This is a genomic window from Halomonas sp. DP5Y7-2, assembly GCF_019802025.1.
GTDB lineage: Bacteria > Pseudomonadota > Gammaproteobacteria > Pseudomonadales > Halomonadaceae > Halomonas > Halomonas litopenaei_A.
The window spans coordinates 475061-496893 of record NZ_JAHVHY010000004.1 but is presented as its reverse complement, the minus strand read 5'-3'; the positions used below and the strand labels follow the sequence as shown (position 1 = coordinate 496893).

Genomic DNA, 21833 nt, shown 5'->3' with positions numbered 1-21833 from the left:
CGCCTCAGGCGCTGCTGGCATCGACCACCAGTCGGTTGCGGCCTTCCCGCTTGGCGGTATAGCTGGCCGCATCGGCTCGCTCGACCAGCGCCGCGACATCGACATCACCAGGGCGAAACTCGGTGATACCGAGACTGGACGTCACCCGATACTCGTGGCCTTCATGCACCACACAGGTCCCGTGAATGGCAGAAAGGATAGCCTCGCCGATGCGTCTGGCCTGAGCCAGGGAACAGCTTGGCAGAAGCACCGCGAACTCGTCTCCCCCCTGACGGGCAACATGATCACTGCTGCGCACACAGCCCGACACTTCCCTGGCGATACGCTTGAGCATCTCGTCGCCCAGGGGGTGGCCGCCTTCATCGTTGATCGGCTTGAAGCGATCCAGGTCGAACAGGATCAGCGCAGAGGGCGTCGACGTCTTGCGCCAGTCCACCATGGCCTCCTCCAGGCGCCGCTCGAAGCCACGCCGATTGAGTAGTCCGGTCAGCGGGTCATGCTCGGCCTCCCATTGACTCATGGCCTCCTGCTGGCGGCGAGCCGTGATGTCCTTGACGGTACCCACGAAACCGAAGATATCGTCGTCAATCGCCACCTGGCTGGCATGCACCTCAAGCCACAGCAGCTCTCCGTCTTCACGCCAGTAGCGATACTGACGCAGGAAGGTCTGACCAGACATCAGGCTGTAGCGCCACAGCTCGATGGCGGACTCGCGATCTTCTGCGTGGATGGCCTGAACCCAGGCCGAACGGTCCATGTCATCCGGCGAACGCCCGGTCAGCTGCACCAGGGCATCGTTCACATAGGTGATACGACCCTGGGTATCGGTCACGAACATGCCGATGGGGGAAGACGCCAATACCCCGTCCAGAAAGGCTTCACGACCGCGCAGGTCGGCCAGCGCCTTTTCGCGTTCCACCTCGACGGCATTGAAGGCCGAGGCCAGCTGGACCAGTTCCTTCATCTGGGTATCCAGCACCACGCGACCGCGGGTGCCCTTGCCCACCTGGGCGATCTGCGACTGCAACTGGTACAGCGGTCGCAGCAGCAGCCAGACCATCCATCCCAGCAACGGCAGCAGTAGCAAGGCAATCCCGATGCCCACCGCTCCCAAGCGCTCGAGTAGTCCTCGTAGCGGCGCGAGTACCTGGTTTTCCGGCAGGAAGACTCCCACCACCCAGTTGGCAGGCCACACCTGACGATAGGACTGGAAGGTCATCTCACCACTGAAAGCGGGACCGTAGCGCTCTCCCTGCCAACCATACAAAGCAAGGTCGAGGGCCGGATTATGATTGAGATCTCCCTCGCGCCCCAATTCTCCCATTACCTGGCGTTGGTCCGGGTGGTAGAGCACCTGACCGGCGGCGGAGAATACCGCAGCGTAGCCGTCATTGCCGATTCTGACTCGACTCAGGCGGCGAAAGATGCCTCCAGCGTTGACTTCCACCACCCCCGCCAGAGCGCCCTCGAAACGCCCATCGTCGGACACCAGCGGTACCATGAGCAGAACCAGCGGCAGCCCGATGACGCGTCCATAGATGGGCTCACTGACGTAGGGGCGGCGCACCTCGCGCATAAAGCTGAAGTACTCCCGGTCACTGATATCAAGGCCCTGGCGCCCCGGCGTAGGCGGCCAGTCGGCGGCTACCTTGCCGGTTGCGTCCATCACGACCAGAGCATCGAACAGCTCGAGCAGGGCCCCACTATCGCGAAGGGCCTCACTGGAGGCGTCCAGCAGAGCCCGGTTATCACGCAGCGCTGCCAGTCGACCGAGCATATCGAGCCGGGTATCGATTTCCTCGGTCACCTCATCGGCGATCAGTCGGGTTTCGTAACGCAGGTGGGAAAAGTTGACCTCGCGAACCAGATCCTTCCCGGTGTACCAGCCCCAGACCAGCAGAATCGTGATCACTACCAGCCAGGTGGCTGCTAGACCGATCAACATTCTCACTTGTAGTGACAGCGTTGCCACGACACTGAACAGCTTGGCCACGAAGGTTGGTCCTCAGGATATGTCAGCGAGTTATCACATCCGTCGTGAATAACATAAATACTACTCCTAAACACTCATTTCCTATAACCGAAATAGAAAGGAATCATTGTTCCCATGAGACATCAGTCTCTATCTTTAAGACGTAGACCGTGATCAGTGAACAATGGAGACGCCTCATGACCCGCAAGACCATGACCACCAGCGCCGGAGCTCCCATCGGCGACAACCAGAACAGCCTGACGGCCGGTCCGCGTGGGCCCTTGCTGCTTGAGGACTACCAACTGCTGGAGAAGCTCGCCCACCAGAACCGCGAGCGCATCCCCGAGCGTACCGTGCACGCCAAGGGCTGGGGCGCCCACGGCACCCTGACCATTACCGGTGACATCACTCGCTATTCCAAGGCCAAGGTCTTCACTCCGGGCAGCCAGACGCCGATGCTGGCGCGTTTCTCGACCGTTGCCGGTGAGCAAGGCGCAGCCGATGCCGAGCGCGACGTGCGCGGCTTTGCGCTCAAGTTCTACACCGAGGAAGGCAACTGGGACCTGGTCGGCAACAATACGCCGGTCTTCTTTATCCGCGACCCGTACAAGTTCCCGGACTTCATCCACACCCAGAAGCGCCATCCCCGCACCAACATGCGCTCCGCCACGGCAGCCTGGGACTTCTGGTCACTGTCGCCTGAGTCACTTCATCAGGTCACCATGCTGATGTCGGACCGCGGTCTGCCCACCGATGTGCGTCATATCAATGGTTACGGCTCGCACACCTATTCATTGATTAATGCTGACGGCGAGCGCGTGTGGTGCAAGTTCCATTTCCGCACCGCCCAGGGACACCAGCACTTTACCGATGCCGAGGCGGAGGAAGTGGTCGGCAAGAGCCGTGAAACGACTCAGGAAGATCTCTACAACGCACTCGAGAACGGTGATTACCCGCGCTGGAACGTCTTCATTCAGGTGATGACAGAAGACGAGGCCAAGCGCTGCCCCTTCAACCCGTTCGACCTGACCAAGGTATGGCCCCACGGCGACTATCCGCTGATCGAGGTGGGTCACTTCGAGCTCAACCGCAACGCCGATAACTACTTCGCCGAAATCGAGCAGGCCGCCTTCTCACCGTCCAACAAGGTGCCGGGCATCGGCTTCTCACCGGACAAGATGCTGCAGGCCAGGGTCTTCTCCTATGCAGACGCCCACCGCTATCGCCTCGGCACCCACTACGAGGCGCTGCCGGTGAATCAGCCGAAATGCCCGGTCCACCACTATCACAAGGATGGCCCGATGCGCTTCTTCGCCAATGGCGAGGAAAACCCCGACGCCTACTACGAGCCCAACTCTTTCGGAGGCCCGCAGGAAGACCCCAGCGTGGTCGAGCCGCCGCTGCCGCTGGAGGGTGACGCCTGGCGCCACAACCATCGTGACGGCAACGACGACTACAGCCAGCCGCGAGCCCTGTTCGAGCTGATGAGCGACGACCAGAAGCAGCGTCTGTTTGGCAACATCGCCCGTCATATGCAGGGGGTTCCAAGCGAGATCAAGGAACGCCAGCTGGGCCACTTCGAGAAGTGTCACCCAGAGTATGCTGCTGGCGTACGCGAGGCTATTGGCAGAATCGGGGACTGATTAACAGTCCTGACGACGCATTCACCACTAAAAGGACGGGCCCCGAGGGGCCCGTCCTTTTATTACTCTTTGCCACAACCGGCCCATCGGGGCTTAGTTGTCGAGCACAACCTTCAGCTCGTAGTTGTTGGGGCCATCCATCGAACTGCCGAACTTCTGTCCAGTGACGCGGATGTGGTAGGTGCCCGGATCCAGCTGGGTGGACAGGTCCACGTTACCGTTAAAGCCTTCACCAGCGCCTTCGGCAACAATGCGACCGGAGCCATCTGCCACTTCCATGGTCAGACGATAGGTGTCTTCATCTCCCGGCGGGAAGGTGGAGGTCGTGATGCGCACCTGGCTTGGCTCGGCCACGTTGAAGGACAGCACCTCACCACGGGCACGAATCTTGACGTCGGTCTTGACACTCTGTACCTGACGTTCGTCAGGGTCATCACTGCGTGCTTCACTGCCGCTGACGCTTTCGGAGGCCCCGGCAACCGCCGCCGTACCGGCCACCGCAGCACCGCCGGCCGCTGCACTGGTGGCTCCAGCACTGGAGGCAGCCGCACTGGAAGCCGTCGCGCTTGACGATGCAGCCGCCGCACCGCTCGCCGTCGCGGAGGCAGAAGTCGCAGCGGCAGATTCGCCACCCAAGGTCACCACGGCGTCACGGCTGGTGACAAAGGCGCTCTGATTGCCGTCACGATCAGCCCCCACGAACTGCAGCCCGACTCCATCATCGACTTCGATCCGGTTACCCTGGCTATCCAGGCCCACCACAGCAATGCTGTAGCCATCGCCGGCGCGGCCGCGACGGCCAAAGCGGGTGCCCTTGACCTGCAGTTCATACTTGCCAGGGGTCAGGCGGCTTTCGAGCTGCAGCCCGCCTTCCTGGCCGTAGCCCTGACCACGAGCGATCACATTACCGGCATCGTCTTGCAGTACGGCTTCAATCTGGTAGGTATCCTCGTAGCCGGCGCTGACGCGGCTTTCGAAACGGTAGACACCCTCTTCCTCTACCTCGAAATCATGCGCGTGAGGAGTTCCGAACAGAAAGGTCTGGCTGCGCGCGTCGCTTTCCGGCTTGAAGAAGCCGGTCAGGTCGAGCTGACGATTCTCCTCGCGGAAGCGCTCGGTCATGACGCTATCGGATGCCTGGACGGTGGAGCTGGCCAGAGCAACGCCAAGCGCCAGCAGCGCCGCGGGTAGGGTGACGTCTTTCATGGATCCTCACATGCTTGCGGTAGAGTGCAGAAAAAAGCCGATCCCGGAGGATCGGCTTTCGTTTATAGCGTCACAACGCTAGGGGGGTCAAACCTGTTGGATTAGAACAGGTAGGTCAGACCCACGGCGTAGCCGTCACCCTGGTCGTTGTCACGGTCACGCCAGGCGCCTTCCACGTAGGTGTACATGGCGTCGGAGATGTTGTAAGTCACGCCGCCAACCACTTCGTTGAAGTTGTCGTCGTCGTTCTCGTCATCGTTGGCGCTGGCCAGGTCGCTGAAGCCGCTGCCGCCGAAGTCGATGTACTGGTAGGCGCCGTAGACATCGCCCATGCCGTTGCCGTAGCCGTAGCGGGCACCGATGGCGTAGTAGTCAGCGTCCTTCAGGAAGTCGTTGTCAGACTCGAAACGCTCGTACTTGAGGGCAACGCGCAGGCTGTCCCACTGGTACTGCATGGTCACACCGTACTGGTCGCCCAGATCTTCGTCATCGATGGTGACGGTGTTCTGAGTGGTAGTGACGGTGTTGTCAGCTGCAACAGTAGTAGTGTTGTAGGTGACGGTCTGGTCTTCGATGTCGTAGATGCCCAGATCGTCGTACACACCAGCGATAGAGAAGCCACCGTAGGTGTACTTCAGACCACCGAAGAAGGAAGCTTCGCCGCCGTCAGACAGGTTTTCGTTCTCGGCGTCGCCCTTGTACTGGCTACCGACCGCGAACTGGAAACCGCCCCAGACCGGAGAGGTGTAGGTGATCTTGTCGCCTTCGGGATCGCCAGCAACAACGTCGGCGTCGTCAGCATCTTCACCCGGAGCACCCTTGAAGGTGTTGGAGTCAGAAGCGTCGAAGTATTCGTTGTTGGTGATCGGATCCTGGATCCAGTCATCCAGCAGGGAGTCGTAGGAACCGACGCGAGCGTCACCGAAGTTGCCCTTCAAGCCGATGTAGGCGGTGTCGCCTGCATCACGGCCAGCAACTTTCATCTCGTCGGCCTTGAAGTCGTCGATTTCGATCTTGGCGTAACCGATCAGACCGTTGTAGATGACGTGCTCAGCGGCGAAACCGAAGGTAGAACCGTTGTCGGCGATTTCGTCACGAGTCTCGCCGTCTTCGTCTTTAACGCCGGCGTAAACCAGCTGGACGTTACCGTAGATGTCGAGCTTGGTGCCGTCTTGGTTGTAGACGGTAGCAGCCTGGGCGCCAACGGCGGTGAAGGCAGCAGCACCAGCGATGGCAGTCGCTAACAGTGTCTTTTTCATTGCTGAGTTCCTTTTGACTAGCTTGCTGTTTCGATCGTTGCTGCGCTTGGCAGCCTTGGCTTGCCGGTCATTGCCGGCTCGTATTTCTGTCCTGACGGGTTCCTGGCAGGGAACCTGAACAGCGAGCCTGACAGCGGCGAAGCCTTGTTATAGTCCAATGCTCGCAAGGGCAACCATATACCGGGTTTCTCAGGAGCGCAACAAGAAAAAAACACTGTTTTCGTTCCAGCTGCCCATCGCTTCGACACCGATCCCTGCGAAAATGCTACCCGAGCAGAAACTGCAAAAGGCAGTTAACGAACAATGTTCGCCAACTGTTTACCGATTCTGCATAGAAAGCTGCATCGGGCGTAGCGCTAACATCATGCCCCGCTGATGTGACGCTTTCAAGTCAATGAGAGAGCAAACGGGTTGAACAGCCGGTCCTGCTATCAACGGCATTGGGCTACCATCGCAGCGACGCCAGCACCGGCGCGTCACTGCGTTGCGTTGTGTTGTGCTGTGTTAGTGCTTCACGGATAGGCTGGTGCTGGGCGGCAGGGGTCAGGCATTGCTCGACGGCTGCCGTCAGCGCTTCTTTAGCGGCTGCTGTTGTGACGCGCCAGCAGTTCATCCAGCTTTCGCTGAAGGCGCGTTTCCTCGCCATCCCCCTGACGATCCGGAGTGACGGCAGGTATATCGCTGTCTGCAGGACGAGCGGGCTTGGCGCTCACACTGTCAGTGTCCCGGTGGCCAGCGTGAGTCGACGCCTTGGCGGATGCGGAGGTGTCGCTGTTGCCGGTGCCTGAAGGCTTGCCGGAATCGGAACCCTTGTCGGAGTCTGAGTGGTTGTCGGAGCCTGAGGGCTTGTCGTTGCCGTGCCCCTTGTTGCGCCGACGGCGCGACATTGTGCCGCGCCCACGCTGCTCCGCCTGCAGTCGGTCCAGCTTGCGTTTGGCATGCTCCGCCGCCTGGGCATCGACCTGGCCGACCAGTTCGCCGTCCAGGCCAATCCGCTCCGCCCCTTCACGCACGGACTTGAGGTAGCGAGGCAGGTTCACATAGCAGGCCAAGGCCCGGCGGACGAGCTTTTCCGGCCAGGGTTCCCGGACGGCCAGCTCCTCGTGGATGCCCACCTTAAGCGGCCGGGTGTGGCCCTTGAAGAAGGTCTGGTCATAACGACGATACCAATCCCCCAGCAGCGCCTGGGGGGATGGCGCCTTGTCAAAAGCGAGGTCGCCCTGCACTCCCACCTCTGTATCAGGCTTTTCTGCGACCTGGTCATCGCTGTGACTGGACAGCGCAGCCGTGTCGGCCGTCGCCGTTGGGGGGTTCTCGGTAGCAGTCACCTCGGCAGCAGTCGACTCCTGTGCCCTTTCATCTTTCACCGGCTCGCTACCATGGCCCGAAGAGGCCGGGCTGTCCTGGTCGGGCTGTGACGCGATCGTCGGCGCGCTGGACGAAGCGCCCTGCTCTCCTTCATCGCTGGCAGGGCTATCTATGGCAGGGCTATCTATGGCAGGGCTATCGATAACGGGGCTATCGCCGACAGGACGTGGACGATGCTGCATCAGGGCAGCCAACCCCTGGGCTCGGCGCTGGGGGGGACGGAAGGCAGCGATGTCAGGTTCGTGATCCGGGTGCTCGACGCGGTCACGCAGTCGGGCATTGTGCGCCTCAAGCTCGCGATTCTGCTCATCGAGCTCGCGATTTTCTTCCTTGAGCTCGCTATTTTCCTCGAACAGCGCGGTGCGCTCTTGGGTCAACGACGTGCGTTCCTCAATCAGCGACGCGCGCTCCTCGATCAACGACGTGCGCTCCTCAAGCAGCGACTCACGCTGGGACGCCAGGGCACGATGCTCGGTTTCCAGGGTCTGCTGCGCTTGCCGCAGGGCGTCGAGCTGTGCTTCCAGATCACCCAGGCGCTCCCGTGCAGCGTTCAATTCGCTGGCCAGGCGCTGCTTGTCATCCAGCAGCTGGCGCTGCTCGCTGGACAGCTGCCGCTCGCGTAGGCGACCTTCACGCAGTCCGTCCAACAGCGACGCCGTTCGTTGCTCAAGCGCCTCCAACGGGTGTTCTGCGCGTGTCTCGCTCACGTCGACTCCTCCAGGCTCACCAGGTTACTGCGATGACGGGGCCGCTAATGTCAGCGCCCGCTATTGTCGGGATTATCGACACAGTCTGTGCCAGGCCCGGCGATGTGGCAATTGTCGCCTGTCTGCGACGATCGGCACCCACTCTATTTACCGCGCGTTCAGGCTGACATGCCGTCTTGCGAGCGGGACCGCTCGTAGCGCACAAAACGATAGTGGGGCTGGCCTTCGGCGGGCGTACCGGCGTCACTTGCCTGTTCGGTCCAATCGTCATCAAGAGCCGGGAAGAAGGCATCCCCCTCGATCTCGATATCGACCTCGGTCAGATACAGTCGCGACGCCAGCGGCATGGCCTGGGCATAAATCTGAGCGCCCCCCATCACCATGATTTCCTCAGCGGCCTCGATGGTGGCCTGCTGGTCTGCCAAGGCAATGGCGCTGGCCAGATCGTGACATACCCTGACGCCGTCATGGGCGAAGGTCTTGTCCCGCGTCACCACGATGTTGAGACGATTGGGCAGCGGGCGGCCAATGGACTCGAAGGTCTTGCGCCCCATCACCAGGGGCTTGGCCTGAGTCATGCGCTTGAAGAACTTGAGATCCTCCGGCAGGTACCAGGGCAGCTGGTTATCCACACCGATCACTCGGTTGCGCGACATGGCGGCGATCATGGCCACCGGCACAAAGGTGTCGAGCTCCGCGATCCGCTGGACATCACTGTCAGGATGAGACTGTTCCGTCATCGGCGCCTGGGTCATACCGCCACCTCTGCCTTGATATGGGGATGTGGTTCATAGTCTTCGATGGCAATGTGTTCGAAGCGGAAATCGAACAGGTTGTCGACGCTCGGGTCCAGCACCAGCCTGGGTGCGGACGTCGGCTGTCGACTCAGCTGCAGCTCGGCCTGCTCCAGATGATTGAGGTAAAGGTGGGCATCTCCCAGGGTATGCACAAAGTCGCCGGGCTTGAGCCCAACCACCTGGGCAATCATCTGCGTCAGTAGCGCATAGCTGGCGATATTGAACGGCACGCCCAGAAAGATATCGGCGCTGCGCTGGTAGAGCTGGCACGACAGCTTGCCGTCAGCCACATAGAACTGGAACAGGCAGTGGCAAGGAGGCAGCGCCATCTCATCCACCAGGGCAGGGTTCCAGGCAGAGACAATCAGGCGACGGGATCCGGGATTCGTGGCGATCTGTTCTAGCAGCGTTTCGATCTGGTCCACATGGCCGCCCCGCGGGTCGGGCCAGCTGCGCCACTGATAGCCATACACAGGCCCGAGGTCGCCATCCTCATCCGCCCACTCATCCCAGATACGGACACCGTGTTCCTTCAGGTAGGCAATATTGGTATCACCCTTCAGAAACCACAGCAGCTCGTGGATGATCGAGCGCAGGTGAAGTTTCTTGGTCGTCACCAGCGGAAAACCACGGGACAGGTCAAAACGCATCTGGTGACCAAAGATCGAGCGGGTGCCCACGCCGGTGCGGTCTTCCCGCTCGACGCCGTTGTCCAGCACGGCGCGCATCAGATCCAGGTACGGCTGTTCCAAGGCGGGCAGAGAGGCGGTTTCAGGGGCGACGACAGACATGGGCAATCACTCGTTGGAACGTTTCAAGACGAAGCTGGCCGGTCATTCTACTGACCGGCCAGCCGTGATACCAGAAGCGGCAGCGCTCATCCCGAAAGCGCTTCGTCAGCGCAGATCGTCAAGCAACAGGCGCGCCCTCATCCGGCGCTCGGGCTAAGCCTGGCATCCACTGGCTGACGACGGGACCAGGCCACCAGCAGCACACCAAAAACGATCATCGGCAGACTGAGCAGCATGCCCATGGTGACCCAGTCGAAGGCAATGAAGCCTAGCTGAGGGTCGGGTCTGCGCACGAACTCCACCGAGAAGCGGAAGGCGCCGTAGCCCAGCAGGAACAGACCCGATACCAGGCCTCGACGTCTGGGCGTGGCCGACACCCACCACAGCACCACAAACAGCACCACGCCTTCCAACAAGGCTTCGTACAGCGACGATGGATGACGCGGTTCAGGGCCATAGCCGGGAAACGGCATGCCCCAGGGCAGGTCAGTGACGCGCCCCGGCAGCTCGTGATTGATGAAGTTACCGATACGTCCTGCCCCAAGGCCGATCGGCACCAGCGGCGCGACGAAGTCGGTCAGCGTGAAAAACGCCAGCTGCTTGCGGCGGGCGAACAGCAAGGCTGCCAGCAGCACCCCGATCAGGCCGCCGTGGAAGCTCATGCCGCCATCCCACACCTTGACGATCCACAGCGGATCCGCCAGCCACTGGTCCAGTCCGTAAAACAGCGCGTACCCCAGTCGTCCCCCTGCCACGACACCAATGGCGGCGTAGAACAGCAGGTCGCCCACATCGTCACGGGTCAAACCGATCCGATGCGCTCGGCGACAGCCCAGCCACCATGCCGCGACAAAGCCGACGACATACATCAGTCCATACCAGTGGACCTTGAAGGGACCCAGCGCGATGGCCACCGGGTCGATTTGAGGGTATGACAGCATGCTCGGTTATGTCCCTGATCAGTAAGAGAGTGAAATCGATATGGCGGAAGACTCATGTGACCGCGAAACCCTGGTCAGGTTCGCTACAGCAGGAAGCCGAGTCCGACTACCGTCAGCAGCAGTGCGAATGACAGCTTGAGCACCCGTGCCGGCAGCCGGTGGGCCAGGCGCACACCCAGCCTGGCGCAGGGGACGCTGGTCAGGGCGATGCCGAACAGGGCAGGCAGCATGAGAAAGCCTACCGCCCCCTGAGGTAGCCGAGGATCGCCCCAGCCCACCGCGACAAAGGTCAGGGCCCCGACCAGCGCAATCGGCAGGCCACAGGCAGCCGAGGTGCCCACCGCCTGGGTCATGGTGGCGCCACACCGAATCAGCCAGGGTACGCTCAGAGTGCCCCCGCCGATACCGAACAGTGCAGAAATCCCCCCGATGACGCCGCCAGCGACGATCATGCTGCGCCGCCCCGGCGCGCTGCTGCCGGCCTTGGGTGAGCGCCCCAGTACCAGCTTCAGGGCAACCAGCAGCAGGAACACCCCAAACAGCGTTCCCAGCATGCCGCCGGACAGGGCTCCCGCCACGAAGACCCCTGCGATGGCCCCCAGCACCAGCCCTGGAAGCAGGGCTACCAGCCAGTCGCGGCGAATGCTGCCGCGCCGATAGTGTCCCAGGGCCGAGGAAGAACCGGTGATGACGATACTTGCCAGGGAGGTGCCTACGGCCAGGTGCATGGAAATCTCCACAGGCACTTGCTGCAGTGCAAACACGGCCATCAGGCTGGGAACGATGATCAGTCCTCCGCCCACGCCATACAAGCCGGCAAGCGCCCCAGCGACCGCCCCGAGCGCCAGATAGGACATGATGGCCATGAGCATCAGGACAGCCTCGCGGATTGAGGCAGCCAGGTGTCGAGCAATTCGAGCAATGCCTGGGGACGATACGGCTTGGCCAGGAAGGCATCCATGCCGACCTCCTTGAAGCGCTGTTGGTCTTCATCGCTGGCATTGGCCGTCAGCGCGATCACTACCGCACGAGGGCGTTCCGGGTGAGCGGCCTCGACAGCGCGCAAGCGACGAGAAGTCTCGATACCGTCGATATCAGGCAGCACGATATCCATCAGCACCAGGTCCACCACATGGGCATCTAGCCACTCCAGGGCCTCTTCGCCGCGGGTTGCGGTAACCACGTCCACCCCACGGCGTTCCAGCACTTCGCGTGCCAGCATCAAATTGACCGGGCCATCGTCGACGATCAGAACTTTCGGTGCCTGGTGTCGCGGGGATGAATCCCGAGCGGCGCTTCTCTCTTCCTCGTCGCCCGCCTCCAGATTGTCCAGCAGCAGGCGTATATCGCCCAAGCGGCGCAGCAGCTCGCCGGAGGGCCTTGCCACGCCATCGACGGTCTCAGTGTCGGCTGCCCGACGGCTTTCCTGCTGACTGTCGGCCTGCGCCTGCGGTGAAGGGGTGCCATCTGCTTGCATCAGTGATTCCAGCTCGACCACCAGCGGCGCCAATGCCTTGCTCAGGTGGCTCAGATAGCTCGACTTCAAGCGCGATTCCTCGCGAGCACGGGATAGTGCAGCTTCCAGCCGGCGACTTTCCTGCTGCCAATTGCTGACTTGATCGGCATGAATGATCGGCCCCAGGCCAACCATAGGGGGCGGAGCTTCCGCCACGGGAGGAGCGCTGGACTCGAAGGCATCGAGCAGCGTTTCGACTCGGTCAACGGGAGCGCCGGCAGCCTCAGCGGGCTTTCCTGTCCTCGTCTTGAGTACCTGATGCAGGCATGCCTCGACTCTGTCGAGCAGCCCGCCAAGATCCCGCTCCACCTCGGCTAGTCGATGCTTGAGCAGCACCAGGAACACCATGATATTGAGCGCGGTGCCCACCAGCAGCCCCGTGATCATCCACAGCGTCGTGCTCCAGCTGGATGCCGCCGGCATCAGCCAGTGCAGCGATAGCGCCAGCACCAGGCATAGCGCCAGCAGTACCCCCTGGGCAGCTGCCACTGGCCACAGGATGGGAATGACCAGCCTGCGCCACAAGCGTTCCTTGCCGTCGTCGCCTAGCATCATCCCTACCGTTATGTGAAGGAACCACGAGTTTACGTCGCCAGCTGCCGACTGTCATGGTGGCACAGACGACGACATAAACGCTGTCCTCGCGGATTCCCATCGGCGACATATGCCGCTACCCTGCATCGATGTGTCTTATCGCCCTGCACCACGCCCCAGCTGACAGCGCCCCCGACAGTCGGCACGCTGTTGTTCTCATCGCCAATCGCGATGAGCTGCACGCTCGCCCGACCGCCCCGCTGGCGGCCTGGGACGATGCTCCCAGTCTGGTCGCAGGACGTGATCTCGAGGCCGGAGGCACCTGGCTTGGGGTCCACCGCCGCGGGCGCTTTGCCGCCATCACCAACGTCCGCGACCCCGACTTTATCCCCGAGCCTCCGGTGGCGAGCCGCGGCCTACTGGTGCGACAAGCACTGGAAACCGACGACCTAGAGCACTGGCTGCACCGTCAACAGTGCGACCATGCCCTGGCATATGCCGGTTTCAACCTGCTGGTCGGTGATGGGGAACATCTCTGGCATCTGCGCCGGGATCGTCATGGCGCTACCCTTGACCGGGTCACGCCAGGTACCCACGGGCTGTCCAATGCGTCACTGGATACGCCATGGCCAAAACTCGAGAAAGTGACGCAGGCCCTGACTGACGATGTCATCCACCAACGGGTCGAGACACTTCCTCAGGCCCGTCGAGGGTTCAGTGACCAGCGGCGCCCGGAGGACGAGCGCCTGCCCGACACCGGCGTCGGGCTCGACCTTGAGCGCTTCCTGTCACCTGCCTTTATCGTCGGCGATGACTACGGCACCAGGGCGACCACCAGCGTGGTGCTCGTGCGGGGCGATGTGAACAACGGCGTCGATGAGCACTTTGTCATCCACGAACAACGTTTTGGCCCTGGTGGCAGCTTCCTCGGGGAAACGCGGCTGACATTGCCCATCAGCCGCCGCTAACCCAGCGCAAGCCAGCAGGTACCTGGCACTGCGCCTGAGCATCTCGATCCCATGGAGGCCTCAATCCCGTGGCGGCAGCAGATGGGCCAGCTGCCAATCTTCCATTCGCTGCGTCAGGTGGGCACGCACCTGGGCCGGGGTATCCAAGGCCAGCGTCTGCGTGACCAGCTCTGCCGCGTCCTGACGGGTCACGCGACGGATGGCAGCACGCACCCTGGGCAGGTTCGGGCCGTTCATGGACAGCACCCTGAAGCCCATTCCCATCAGCAGCAGTGCTCCCGCAGGATCACCGGCCAACTCACCGCACACCGATGTTGGCACACCCAGCTCGTCACTTTCTGCTGCCAGACGATACAGTGCCGACAGTACCGCCGGATGGCAGGAGTCATAGAGATCCGCCACGCGTGGATTGTTGCGATCCACCGCCAGCAGGTACTGGGTCAGGTCGTTGCTGCCCACCGAGAAGAAGTCGACCCGAGCTGCCAGTGCCTTGAGCTGATACAGGGTCGCCGGCACTTCCAGCATCACTCCCAGGCGCGGACGACGCACATCGACGCCTTCCTCGCCCAGCTCGACGATGGCACGCTCGATCAACCTCAGGGTGTCGTCCACCTCGTTGACGTTGGTCACCATCGGCAGCAGCAGCTCCAGGTTGTCGAGGCCCTGTGAGGCTCTCAACATGGCCCGCAGCTGCACCATCAACACTTCGGGGTGATCCAGGGTCACGCGGATACCGCGCCAGCCCAGGAACGGATTGGCTTCCTCGATCGGGAAATAGGGCAGATCCTTGTCGCCACCGATGTCCAGCGTGCGCATGACCACGGGCAGAGGGGAAAAGCTCTCCAACTGCTCGCGGTAGAGGCGTGTCTGTTCCTGTTCGCCGGGGAAGCGCTCGGTGATCATGAAAGGCACTTCCGTGCGATACAGCCCCACCCCGCCGATGCGCGTCTTCAATGACGCCACGGTATCGACCGTCAGGCCGGTGTTGACCATCAGGGTCATGGCGTGGGCATCCGGCGTCACGCTGGGCAGGTCCTGCTCGTGCTCGAGCATGGCCGCCAGGGCCTTCTCCTCATTGATCAGGCTCTGATAATGGGCCACCAGCTCTGGCCCGGGCCGCACGAATACGCGCCCGCGGTGGCCGTCCATGACCAAGGGGGCACCGTCCAGGCGAGGCAGCGGCAGGTCGACCATCCCCGACACCAGCGGAATACCCATTGCTCGGGCAATGATGGCCACATGGGAGTTGCTGGAACCCCGCACCGAAATCAACCCACCGAGGCGCTCCCGCGGGACCTCGCCCAGCAGGGCAACGCTGATCTCGTCACCGATAAGAATGGCGCCCTTGGGATAGTGCTCCGGCAGGCGTGGGGATTCCTCCTGGAGGTGCGCCAGCACGCGCCGCCCCAGGTCACGCACGTCCGCCGCGCGCTCCCGCAGGTAGTCGTCATCCACGCGCTCCAGGTACTGCACGTGACGGCGGACCACGTCGGCCAGCGCCCCGGGCGCCCATTGCCCCTCTCGGATGCGCTTTTCGACTTCCTGGGATAGCGCCGCCTCTCCCAGCATCTGCTGGTACACATCGAACAGCGCCAGCTCCTGGGTAGAGATACGATTGGCGAGGCGCTCGCCTGCCGCGCGAATCTCGTCACGCACCCGCGCGATGGCCTCCTTGAGGCGAGCGATCTCGTACTCCACATCGGTGGGAATCAGGTCAGGCACGCTATCCAGATCCGCCGGGGGTGACAGCACCACCGCTTCACCGATGGCCATTCCCGGGGATGCCGCCACCCCGACAAAGGTTGCCTGGACACCGGGAAAGGCCGGACAGGTCAGACCACCGGTGGCCAGCGCATGGGCCAGCACACCCGCCAGCTGAGCGCCCATGGTGACCAGAAAGGCCTCATCGGATTCGTCATAGCGTCGTCGTTCGGTCTGCTGCACCACCAGTACGCCGAGCATGCGCCGCTGGTGAATGATGGGAACGCCAAGGAAACTGGAATAGCGCTCTTCGCCGGTGGCCTCGAAATAGCGGAAGCTGGGATGCGCCTGGGCATCTTCCAGGTTGAGAGGCTCTTCCCTGCGTGCAACGGTACCCACCAGCCCCTCGCCCACCGGAAGCGCCACCTGGCCCACAGCCTGGGTACGCAGGCCGATGGTCTCCATCAGGACCAGGGCTTCACGTTCGCTGTCGTAGAGATAGAACGAGCAGACGTCGGTCTGCATCGCCTTGCGCGTGCGCCGAACGAGGGTCGCCAGCGCAGCGTCCAGGCTGCGCGCGCTGTTGACCTCTTGAATGATGCGTTGAAGGACCTTGAGCATGAAAGGCCTCACCCCTGTTCTTGTACTGGTCCGGTCAAGGGGCGACCGAACAATGATTGGGGACCATCTTGCCAGGTCAGCGGGCTCGCCGGACAAGATCGCCACACGCGCCGGATCATCCTTTCTCCAGCACCAGGCTCTGGGCACGGGGTAACAGTTCCCGTAACGCCCTGCGGTAGACCTCCCTCTTGAACGGCACTACCTGTCCTAGCGGATACCAGTAGCTGACCCAACGCCAGCCGTCGAACTCCGGCTTGGCGGTGCCATCTACACAGATGCGGTTTTCCTGACAGCGGATACGCAACAGGAACCACTTCTGCTTCTGTCCAATGCACACTGGGCGCGAGTGTGTGCGAACCATGCGTCGCGGCAGGCGGTAGCGCAGCCACCCCCTGGTGCAGGCCAGAATCTCCACGTCCTCGGCGGTCAGGCCGATCTCTTCATGAAGCTCTCTGAACAAGGCCTGCTGTGGCGTCTCATCAGACTTGATGCCTCCCTGGGGAAATTGCCACGCGTTCTGCCCTACCCGACGCGCCCAAAGCAGCTGCCCCAGGTCGTTGACGATGATGATGCCAACGTTGGGGCGAAAGCCGTCTGCGTCGATCACGGGCTTCACCTTTTTAATCGGTATTGACTGCATTCTTCCACAATGGCTTGAAGCGCATCAATACGACATCTCGAACCCCTGGCGACCTTCTGACATAATCGCCCCTTTTGCGGCCTCCCCGAACCACACGGCCATGGGTCCCTTGAGCGCTATCGTCGCGGGCGGATCCACCCACAATGCCGGGGCAGGAGGCCATGTCACGCATGCGCTGGGAGACACCGAGTGAGTCTGGCGATCTTCGATTTGGATAATACCCTGCTGTCGATCGACAGCGATCATGCCTGGGGCGAGTTTCTGCTCGAACAGGGCGCCGTGGACCCGGTGGCTTACCGCGAGGCAAATGATCGCTTCAAGGCGGACTACGATGCCGGACGCCTGGACATGATGGCGTTTCTCGAGGTGGCACTGAAGCCACTGGCGGACAATTCCATGGAGCAGCTGGCCGCCTGGCACCAGCAGTTCATGGTCAGCAAGATCGAGCCCAACATCCTGCCCCTGGCGGAGGAGCTGATCGCCCGTCATCGCACCCGCGGTGACACTCTGTTGATCATCACCGCCACCAATCGCTTCATCACGGCTCCCATCGCCGAGCGCCTTGGCATCGACGAGCTGATCGCCGTCGAGCCAGAAATCCAGGATGGCCGCTACACCGGGCGGGTCAGCGGCACGCCCAGCTTTCAGCAAGGCAAGGTCACCCGGTTGCAGCAGTGGCTCGATACCCGCGACGACACCCTGGACGGTGCCTGGTTCTACAGCGACTCCCACAATGACCTGCCGCTGCTGGAAATGATCGACCATCCTGTGGCGGTGGACCCGGATCCGGCCCTGCGCGAAGTCGCCGAGGCCCGCGGCTGGAAGATCATCAGCCTGAGAGACTGAACCGACCGGGCCTTTATCTCAGGGGGGCTGTCTCAGGGGTTCTGTCTCAGAAGCCCTGTCTGAAGGGCCCTGTCTCCGCCCCCTGCCGCTCTGGTTTCCGCCGACAGGCACGCCCTTCAGGCAAAAAAAAGCCCCATCGCGATGCGATGGGGCTTTTGCGTATCAGACAGTGCATCCAAGACAGTGCATGGCTGACGGGCACCGCCTGGGGCTGATCAGCCCAGCAGGTGCTCGACAGCAGCGCGCTCTTCGCGCAGCTCGTCTTCGGTAGCCTTCATCTTGCCACGGCTGAACTCGTCGACTTCCAGACCCTGGACGATCTCGTACTTGCCGTCCTTGCACACCACCGGGTAGGAATACATGATGCCCGGCTCGACGCCGTAGCTGCCGTCAGCGGGGATACCCATGCTGACGATGCCGTCGCTGCCCAGCGCCCAGTCGCGCATGTGGTCGATGGCGGCAGAAGCTGCAGAGGCAGCAGAAGACGCGCCACGGGCCTTGATGATGGCCGCACCGCGCTGCTGTACGGTGGGAATGAAGTCGTTCTCGTACCAGTCACGCTCGACCAGATCGAATGCCGGCTTGCCGTCCACCTTGCAGTGGGACAGGTCGGGATACTGAGTGGCGCTGTGGTTGCCCCACACGATCATGCTGTCGACGTCGGTGACGTGCTTGCCCGCTTTCTGGGCCAGCTGGGTCTTGGCACGGTTGTGATCAAGACGCATCATCGCGGTGAACTGACCCGGATCGAGGTCCGGTGCGTTGCAGGATGCGATCAGTGCGTTGGTGTTGGCCGGGTTGCCCACCACCAGCACGCGGATGTCACGGCTGGCGCTGTCATTGATGGCCTTGCCCTGGGCCGAGAAGATGGCCGCGTTGGCTTCGAGCAGATCCTTGCGCTCCATGCCCGGTCCGCGCGGACGAGCGCCGACCAGCAGAGCAAAATCAGCGTCCTTGAAGGCCACGTTGGCATCGTCGGTGGCAACGATGTCCTGAACCAGCGGGAAGGCACAGTCATTGAGCTCCATCACGACGCCATTCAGCGCTTCCATGGCCGGGGTGATCTCGAGCAGCTGCAGGATGACCGGCTGATCCGGGCCGAGCATGTCGCCGGCGGCAATACGGAAAGCGAGAGAGTAGCTGATCTGACCGGCGGCGCCGGTGATGGCAATACGGACGGGGTCTTTCATTTTGGCTCCTTGGGATTGTCGCCGTGGAAGGCCCGGGATCGGCAGGGACATCCTCGGCCGTCACCGGCGGCAAAGGCTGCTGACGGTCACTGCGATAGATGCCCTGACTGCCCAGGCGGCGTTCAGGACGCGGAAAATCTTATGCCTGCAGTGCACAAAACTCAATCGACCCGGTACGAATGGACCACAAACACCCCGACTTGACCGGCAGCATGACGCCGCCAATGGCAGCGGGGCGTGACCGGCGGCCACGCCATGGCCACGCTTCATGGGGTCAGGAAACACCCTCGGCAGGCGCGTGAGCGTCGTGCAGGCGCGATATCAACTGATCTTCCAGGCCAAAGCGCTCGGACAGGCCCTTCTTCAGGCGCTCGAGCCAGGCCGGCAGGCGCGGCAGGAACCGCTGACAGCGCACCGGGGTAGAGTAATCCTCGTCAAACGACAGCACCAGTTCGGTGGACATTTCGAGCCGTTCCAGCAGACGATCCGCGAGATTGAGGGCAGCGGTGTCATCGAAGGCACGGGCCTCTTCCCGCAACTGCGGATAGACCTCGAAATGCCCCGCGCTGATGTAGTCCATCAACGTCTCGCTGAAACTGTCGATACGCTCCTTGGTGATGGTCTCGAGATCTGCATCACAGGACTGTTCGAGCTCGCTTAGCACCTCCAGCAGATGCTCGCGCTGCTCAAGCCAGCGATCGATCAGCTGATGGACTCCTCCCCAGCGTTCGCTGGCAGACTTGCAATCTTCCAACATGGCGGCCTCCCTAGCGCTGCCTCACCACGAAAATGCGCGGATCAACAGACTCACTCCAGAAGACCGCCCTGTCAACGCATGCATGCCAAGTACCTGATTGGCCGTTGCCGATTCCCCCTGCTCGGCACAACAGCACCGCTCAACTTGTCCGCAAGGGGACCGGGCGACGAGCGCTGTCAACCGTTCCAGCGATAGCCGGTAGAGCTTCTGCGAAGGGTCGTCAGCATGGCAATCGGCACCACCAGCAATACGACAAAGCCGATCAGCGTCCACCCGGGCAGCGACAAGCCCAGCAGCCGCCCACCCACTTCAGCGCACTCACCAGAACCGGTCAGGACCATGGACACCACCTGGGAAAGCGGCAGGATATCCACCATGTAATCGAGGCCAGGCCCACAGCTGGGCACCTGGTCAGCAGGCAACGATTGCAGCCACAGATGGCGCATGGCCAGCCCCGCCCCCGCAAGTACCGCGATGGCCGCCACGATGCTGTAGACAGCCCCAGCAAGACGCCCCTCGGGCCCATGCATCGCAGCAATGGCAAACACGACCCCCGCCGCGATGACCGCCACTCGCTGGAACACACACAGCGGACACGGCTCGAGCCCCACCACGTGCTCCAGCACCAGCGCTACCGCCATCATCAACACGCAGAAACCCAGCCCCACAAGGCTCCACTGCCGCAGACTCCATTCGCTCATTTAAGACGTTCTCCAGTCGGTGGCGTCATGTCCATCGGGGTCAGGGCACGGGTTTCTCGAGCCCGTGCAAAGTAATCTTCCAGAAAATCGGCAAAGGCCGTGCTGTCGTCCGCCTCGATGTCACGCTGCTGTTGATGCGAGGTCTCGACCAGCTCGTCCAGCATTCCCTGGCGCGAGCGATTGAGCGGTGTGCTCGCCAGCGTCTCGGCCTGCTCTCGAGCGATCGCCAGCATGGCATCGACGAACTCCTCGCCGGTCTCTTCCAGACGGGCCAGCAGGCGCGCCGACGGCGTCAGCGAAGGGTCGTCAATGCGCGGTGCAAAGGCATCGACGGCGTCCAGGTGAGGACTGCCCTCCTCCAGCTGGTCGAGCAGCCTGGCGACCTCACGCATGTCGGCGATGATCCCATGGCTCCACTCGGCCATTTCTCGGACCTGCCCTCGGTCATTGAGTTCAAGTCCCGGCTTGCGCCCCTGCTCCACCACCAGACGACGATTGTCATCCAGGTGATCGCACTCCTCATCCGAAATCCACGGGCTGTCCGACACCAGGCACCAGACCAGGAAGGTATCGAGGAAGCGCGTCTGTTGCGCATCGATTCCCAGGGTCGCGAAGGGATCGATATCCAGGCAGCGCACCTCGATGTACTCGACGCCCCTGGCCTCGAGCGCCTGACTCGGGGTTTCGTCGTGGCGCGTCACCCGCTTGGGTCGAATATCGCTGTAATACTCGTTTTCGATCTGCAGGATATTGGCGTTCAGCTGGTTCCAGCGTTCCCCGTCACGAACACCAAGGGCGGCGTAGTCTGGCCAGGCGGTGGAGATCGCGTGGCGCAGCGTGTTGACGTAGTTCGACAGCGAGTTGAAGCAGATCTTCAGCTGATCCTGGACCTTGTTCTGATAGCCCAGATCCGACATCCGCAGGCTGGTGGCATAGCGCGATACCAGGGTATTCTCACCCAGTCGCTCTAGACCTTTCGGCACGCTGCCATCGGGCAGGAAACTGGTATCGAGCGCCGGCGAGGCCCCAAACAGGTACAGCAGCAACCAGCTATGGCGGCGGAAATTACGAATCAGACCGAAATAGCGCGCCGAACGGTACTCGCCCATCGACATGGCTTCCTGCTCGTCCAGCGTCTTGAGCAGAGTCCACAGGTCATCCGGCAGGGACACATTGTAGTGAATCCCGGCGATCGACTGCATGATGCGTCCATAGCGGGCGTCCAGGCCACGCCGGTAGACGTGCTTCATGGTGCCGACATTGGACGTGCCGTAGTCAGCGATCGGCACGCTGTCATTGCCCTCCAGCCGGGACGGCATGCTGGCAGGCCAGATCCACTCCCCATCGAGCTGGCGATAGGTATAGCGATGGAGGTCGGCCAGAAATTCCAGGGCCTCATCCGGACGGCTATAGACCGGCGTGATGTACTCCAGCAGCGATTCGGAGTAATCCGTGGTGATATGCGGATGGGTCAGTTTCGAACCCAGCGCCCGTGGGTGGAAGGTCGCCGCGATACGACCGCGGTCATCGACCCTTAGCCCCTCTTTTTCGATGCCTCGGCGCAGACGGCCGAAGCGTCGCGCAGCCGCGGGGCCGCGCAGTCGTTCGAGGAGCGAGGAAAGCTGAGTGGACAAGGTGAACACCCCGTGTCATGGAAGGGCCCGGGGGCCTGCTT

At 62.2% G+C, this 21833-nt stretch carries 18 protein-coding genes; 3 read left to right on the top strand and 15 right to left on the bottom strand.

Annotated elements, in window-relative coordinates; genetic code table 11:
- Window positions 1-4 precede the first annotated feature (4 nt).
- Entirely contained in the window at window positions 5-1993 is a 1989-nt protein-coding gene (locus KUW18_RS08965) for a diguanylate cyclase domain-containing protein (RefSeq protein ID WP_315900657.1), read from the bottom strand.
- 176 nt (window positions 1994-2169) lie between these two features.
- On the opposite strand from KUW18_RS08965, the gene KUW18_RS08960 reads away from it, so the two are divergent.
- A complete protein-coding gene (locus tag KUW18_RS08960) occupies window positions 2170-3615 on the top strand; it encodes a catalase (RefSeq protein ID WP_222561200.1) in 1446 nt (481 codons plus the stop codon).
- Between the two features lie 93 nt (window positions 3616-3708).
- Here KUW18_RS08960 and KUW18_RS08955 read toward each other — a convergent pair whose 3' ends face one another.
- From KUW18_RS08955 to KUW18_RS08920, 8 genes are all read right to left on the bottom strand, one after another.
- Entirely contained in the window at window positions 3709-4821 is a 1113-nt protein-coding gene (locus tag KUW18_RS08955) for a hypothetical protein (protein WP_222561199.1), read from the bottom strand.
- Between the two features lie 101 nt (window positions 4822-4922).
- Window positions 4923-6080 carry a porin gene (locus KUW18_RS08950; protein WP_222162803.1) on the bottom strand — a complete coding sequence of 386 codons (1158 nt, stop codon included), beginning with the start codon at window positions 6078-6080 and terminating at the stop codon, window positions 4923-4925.
- A gap of 578 nt (window positions 6081-6658) precedes the next feature.
- Window positions 6659-8155, bottom strand: a complete 1497-nt coding sequence (locus tag KUW18_RS19880) for a ProQ/FINO family protein (protein WP_315900655.1) — start codon at window positions 8153-8155, stop codon at window positions 6659-6661.
- A gap of 158 nt (window positions 8156-8313) precedes the next feature.
- Window positions 8314-8895 (bottom strand): dihydrofolate reductase, encoded by a 582-nt coding sequence (locus KUW18_RS08940; protein WP_261396606.1) that lies wholly within the window; start codon window positions 8893-8895, stop codon window positions 8314-8316.
- 11 nt (window positions 8896-8906) lie between these two features.
- The gene (locus tag KUW18_RS08935) at window positions 8907-9743 is read right to left on the bottom strand and encodes a thymidylate synthase (protein ID WP_206941097.1); all 837 of its coding nucleotides are present in this window, start codon (window positions 9741-9743) and stop codon (window positions 8907-8909) included.
- Window positions 9744-9880: 137 nt separating this feature from the next.
- Complete coding sequence (gene lgt / locus KUW18_RS08930) at window positions 9881-10684, bottom strand: prolipoprotein diacylglyceryl transferase (protein WP_206941099.1); 804 nt, start codon at window positions 10682-10684, stop codon at window positions 9881-9883.
- A gap of 83 nt (window positions 10685-10767) precedes the next feature.
- A complete protein-coding gene (locus tag KUW18_RS08925) occupies window positions 10768-11556 on the bottom strand; it encodes a sulfite exporter TauE/SafE family protein (RefSeq protein ID WP_206941101.1) in 789 nt (262 codons plus the stop codon).
- Window positions 11556-12752 carry a response regulator gene (locus tag KUW18_RS08920; protein WP_222237550.1) on the bottom strand — a complete coding sequence of 399 codons (1197 nt, stop codon included), beginning with the start codon at window positions 12750-12752 and terminating at the stop codon, window positions 11556-11558. Before KUW18_RS08920 ends, KUW18_RS08925 begins: the two co-directional genes overlap by 1 nt.
- A gap of 131 nt (window positions 12753-12883) precedes the next feature.
- Here KUW18_RS08920 and KUW18_RS08915 point away from each other — a divergent pair, with 131 nt between their 5' ends.
- Window positions 12884-13702 (top strand): NRDE family protein, encoded by an 819-nt coding sequence (locus tag KUW18_RS08915; RefSeq protein WP_222561197.1) that lies wholly within the window; start codon window positions 12884-12886, stop codon window positions 13700-13702.
- A gap of 60 nt (window positions 13703-13762) precedes the next feature.
- Here the strand turns inward: KUW18_RS08915 and ptsP are convergent, their stop codons facing one another.
- Together ptsP and KUW18_RS08905 are read right to left on the bottom strand one after the other, a co-directional pair.
- Window positions 13763-16024 (bottom strand): phosphoenolpyruvate--protein phosphotransferase, encoded by a 2262-nt coding sequence (gene ptsP / locus KUW18_RS08910; RefSeq protein ID WP_206941114.1) that lies wholly within the window; start codon window positions 16022-16024, stop codon window positions 13763-13765.
- Between the two features lie 115 nt (window positions 16025-16139).
- On the bottom strand, window positions 16140-16631 hold the full coding sequence (locus tag KUW18_RS08905; RefSeq protein WP_206941116.1) for an RNA pyrophosphohydrolase: 492 nt from the start codon (window positions 16629-16631) through the stop codon (window positions 16140-16142).
- A 222-nt stretch (window positions 16632-16853) separates the two neighbouring features.
- Between KUW18_RS08905 and KUW18_RS08900 the strand changes: the two genes are divergently transcribed.
- On the top strand, window positions 16854-17510 hold the full coding sequence (locus KUW18_RS08900) for an HAD family hydrolase (protein ID WP_206941118.1): 657 nt from the start codon (window positions 16854-16856) through the stop codon (window positions 17508-17510).
- A 215-nt stretch (window positions 17511-17725) separates the two neighbouring features.
- On the opposite strand, the gene KUW18_RS08895 is transcribed toward KUW18_RS08900, so the two are convergent.
- From KUW18_RS08895 to gshA, 4 genes are all read right to left on the bottom strand, one after another.
- Window positions 17726-18700: a malate dehydrogenase gene (locus KUW18_RS08895; protein ID WP_206941120.1), complete on the bottom strand. Its 975-nt coding sequence runs from the start codon at window positions 18698-18700 to the stop codon at window positions 17726-17728.
- Between the two features lie 274 nt (window positions 18701-18974).
- On the bottom strand, window positions 18975-19457 hold the full coding sequence (gene rsd / locus KUW18_RS08890; protein ID WP_206941122.1) for a sigma D regulator: 483 nt from the start codon (window positions 19455-19457) through the stop codon (window positions 18975-18977).
- Window positions 19458-19633: 176 nt separating this feature from the next.
- Window positions 19634-20158, bottom strand: coding sequence for a disulfide bond formation protein B (locus KUW18_RS08885; RefSeq protein WP_222561196.1), 525 nt, complete (start codon window positions 20156-20158; stop codon window positions 19634-19636).
- Complete coding sequence (gene gshA, locus KUW18_RS08880; protein ID WP_409995826.1) at window positions 20155-21801, bottom strand: glutamate--cysteine ligase; 1647 nt, start codon at window positions 21799-21801, stop codon at window positions 20155-20157. The genes KUW18_RS08885 and gshA overlap by 4 nt, the downstream gene beginning before the upstream one ends.
- Window positions 21802-21833 lie beyond the last annotated feature (32 nt).

Excerpts from the sequence above, each read along its gene's own strand:
- KUW18_RS08960 (WP_222561200.1), top strand. The coding sequence starts at position 2,170 with ATGACCCGCAAGACCATGACCACCAGCGCCGGAGCTCCCATCGGCGAC.
- KUW18_RS08955 (WP_222561199.1), bottom strand. The coding sequence starts at position 4,821 with ATGAAAGACGTCACCCTACCCGCGGCGCTGCTGGCGCTTGGCGTTGCT.
- KUW18_RS08950 (WP_222162803.1), bottom strand. The coding sequence starts at position 6,080 with ATGAAAAAGACACTGTTAGCGACTGCCATCGCTGGTGCTGCTGCCTTC.
- KUW18_RS08940 (WP_261396606.1), bottom strand. The coding sequence starts at position 8,895 with ATGACGGAACAGTCTCATCCTGACAGTGATGTCCAGCGGATCGCGGAG.
- KUW18_RS08935 (WP_206941097.1), bottom strand. The coding sequence starts at position 9,743 with ATGTCTGTCGTCGCCCCTGAAACCGCCTCTCTGCCCGCCTTGGAACAG.
- lgt (WP_206941099.1), bottom strand. The coding sequence starts at position 10,684 with ATGCTGTCATACCCTCAAATCGACCCGGTGGCCATCGCGCTGGGTCCC.
- KUW18_RS08925 (WP_206941101.1), bottom strand. The coding sequence starts at position 11,556 with ATGCTCATGGCCATCATGTCCTATCTGGCGCTCGGGGCGGTCGCTGGG.
- KUW18_RS08920 (WP_222237550.1), bottom strand. The coding sequence starts at position 12,752 with ATGCTAGGCGACGACGGCAAGGAACGCTTGTGGCGCAGGCTGGTCATT.
- KUW18_RS08915 (WP_222561197.1), top strand. The coding sequence starts at position 12,884 with ATGTGTCTTATCGCCCTGCACCACGCCCCAGCTGACAGCGCCCCCGAC.
- ptsP (WP_206941114.1), bottom strand. The coding sequence starts at position 16,024 with ATGCTCAAGGTCCTTCAACGCATCATTCAAGAGGTCAACAGCGCGCGC.
- KUW18_RS08895 (WP_206941120.1), bottom strand. The coding sequence starts at position 18,700 with ATGAAAGACCCCGTCCGTATTGCCATCACCGGCGCCGCCGGTCAGATC.
- rsd (WP_206941122.1), bottom strand. The coding sequence starts at position 19,457 with ATGTTGGAAGATTGCAAGTCTGCCAGCGAACGCTGGGGAGGAGTCCAT.
- KUW18_RS08885 (WP_222561196.1), bottom strand. The coding sequence starts at position 20,158 with ATGAGCGAATGGAGTCTGCGGCAGTGGAGCCTTGTGGGGCTGGGTTTC.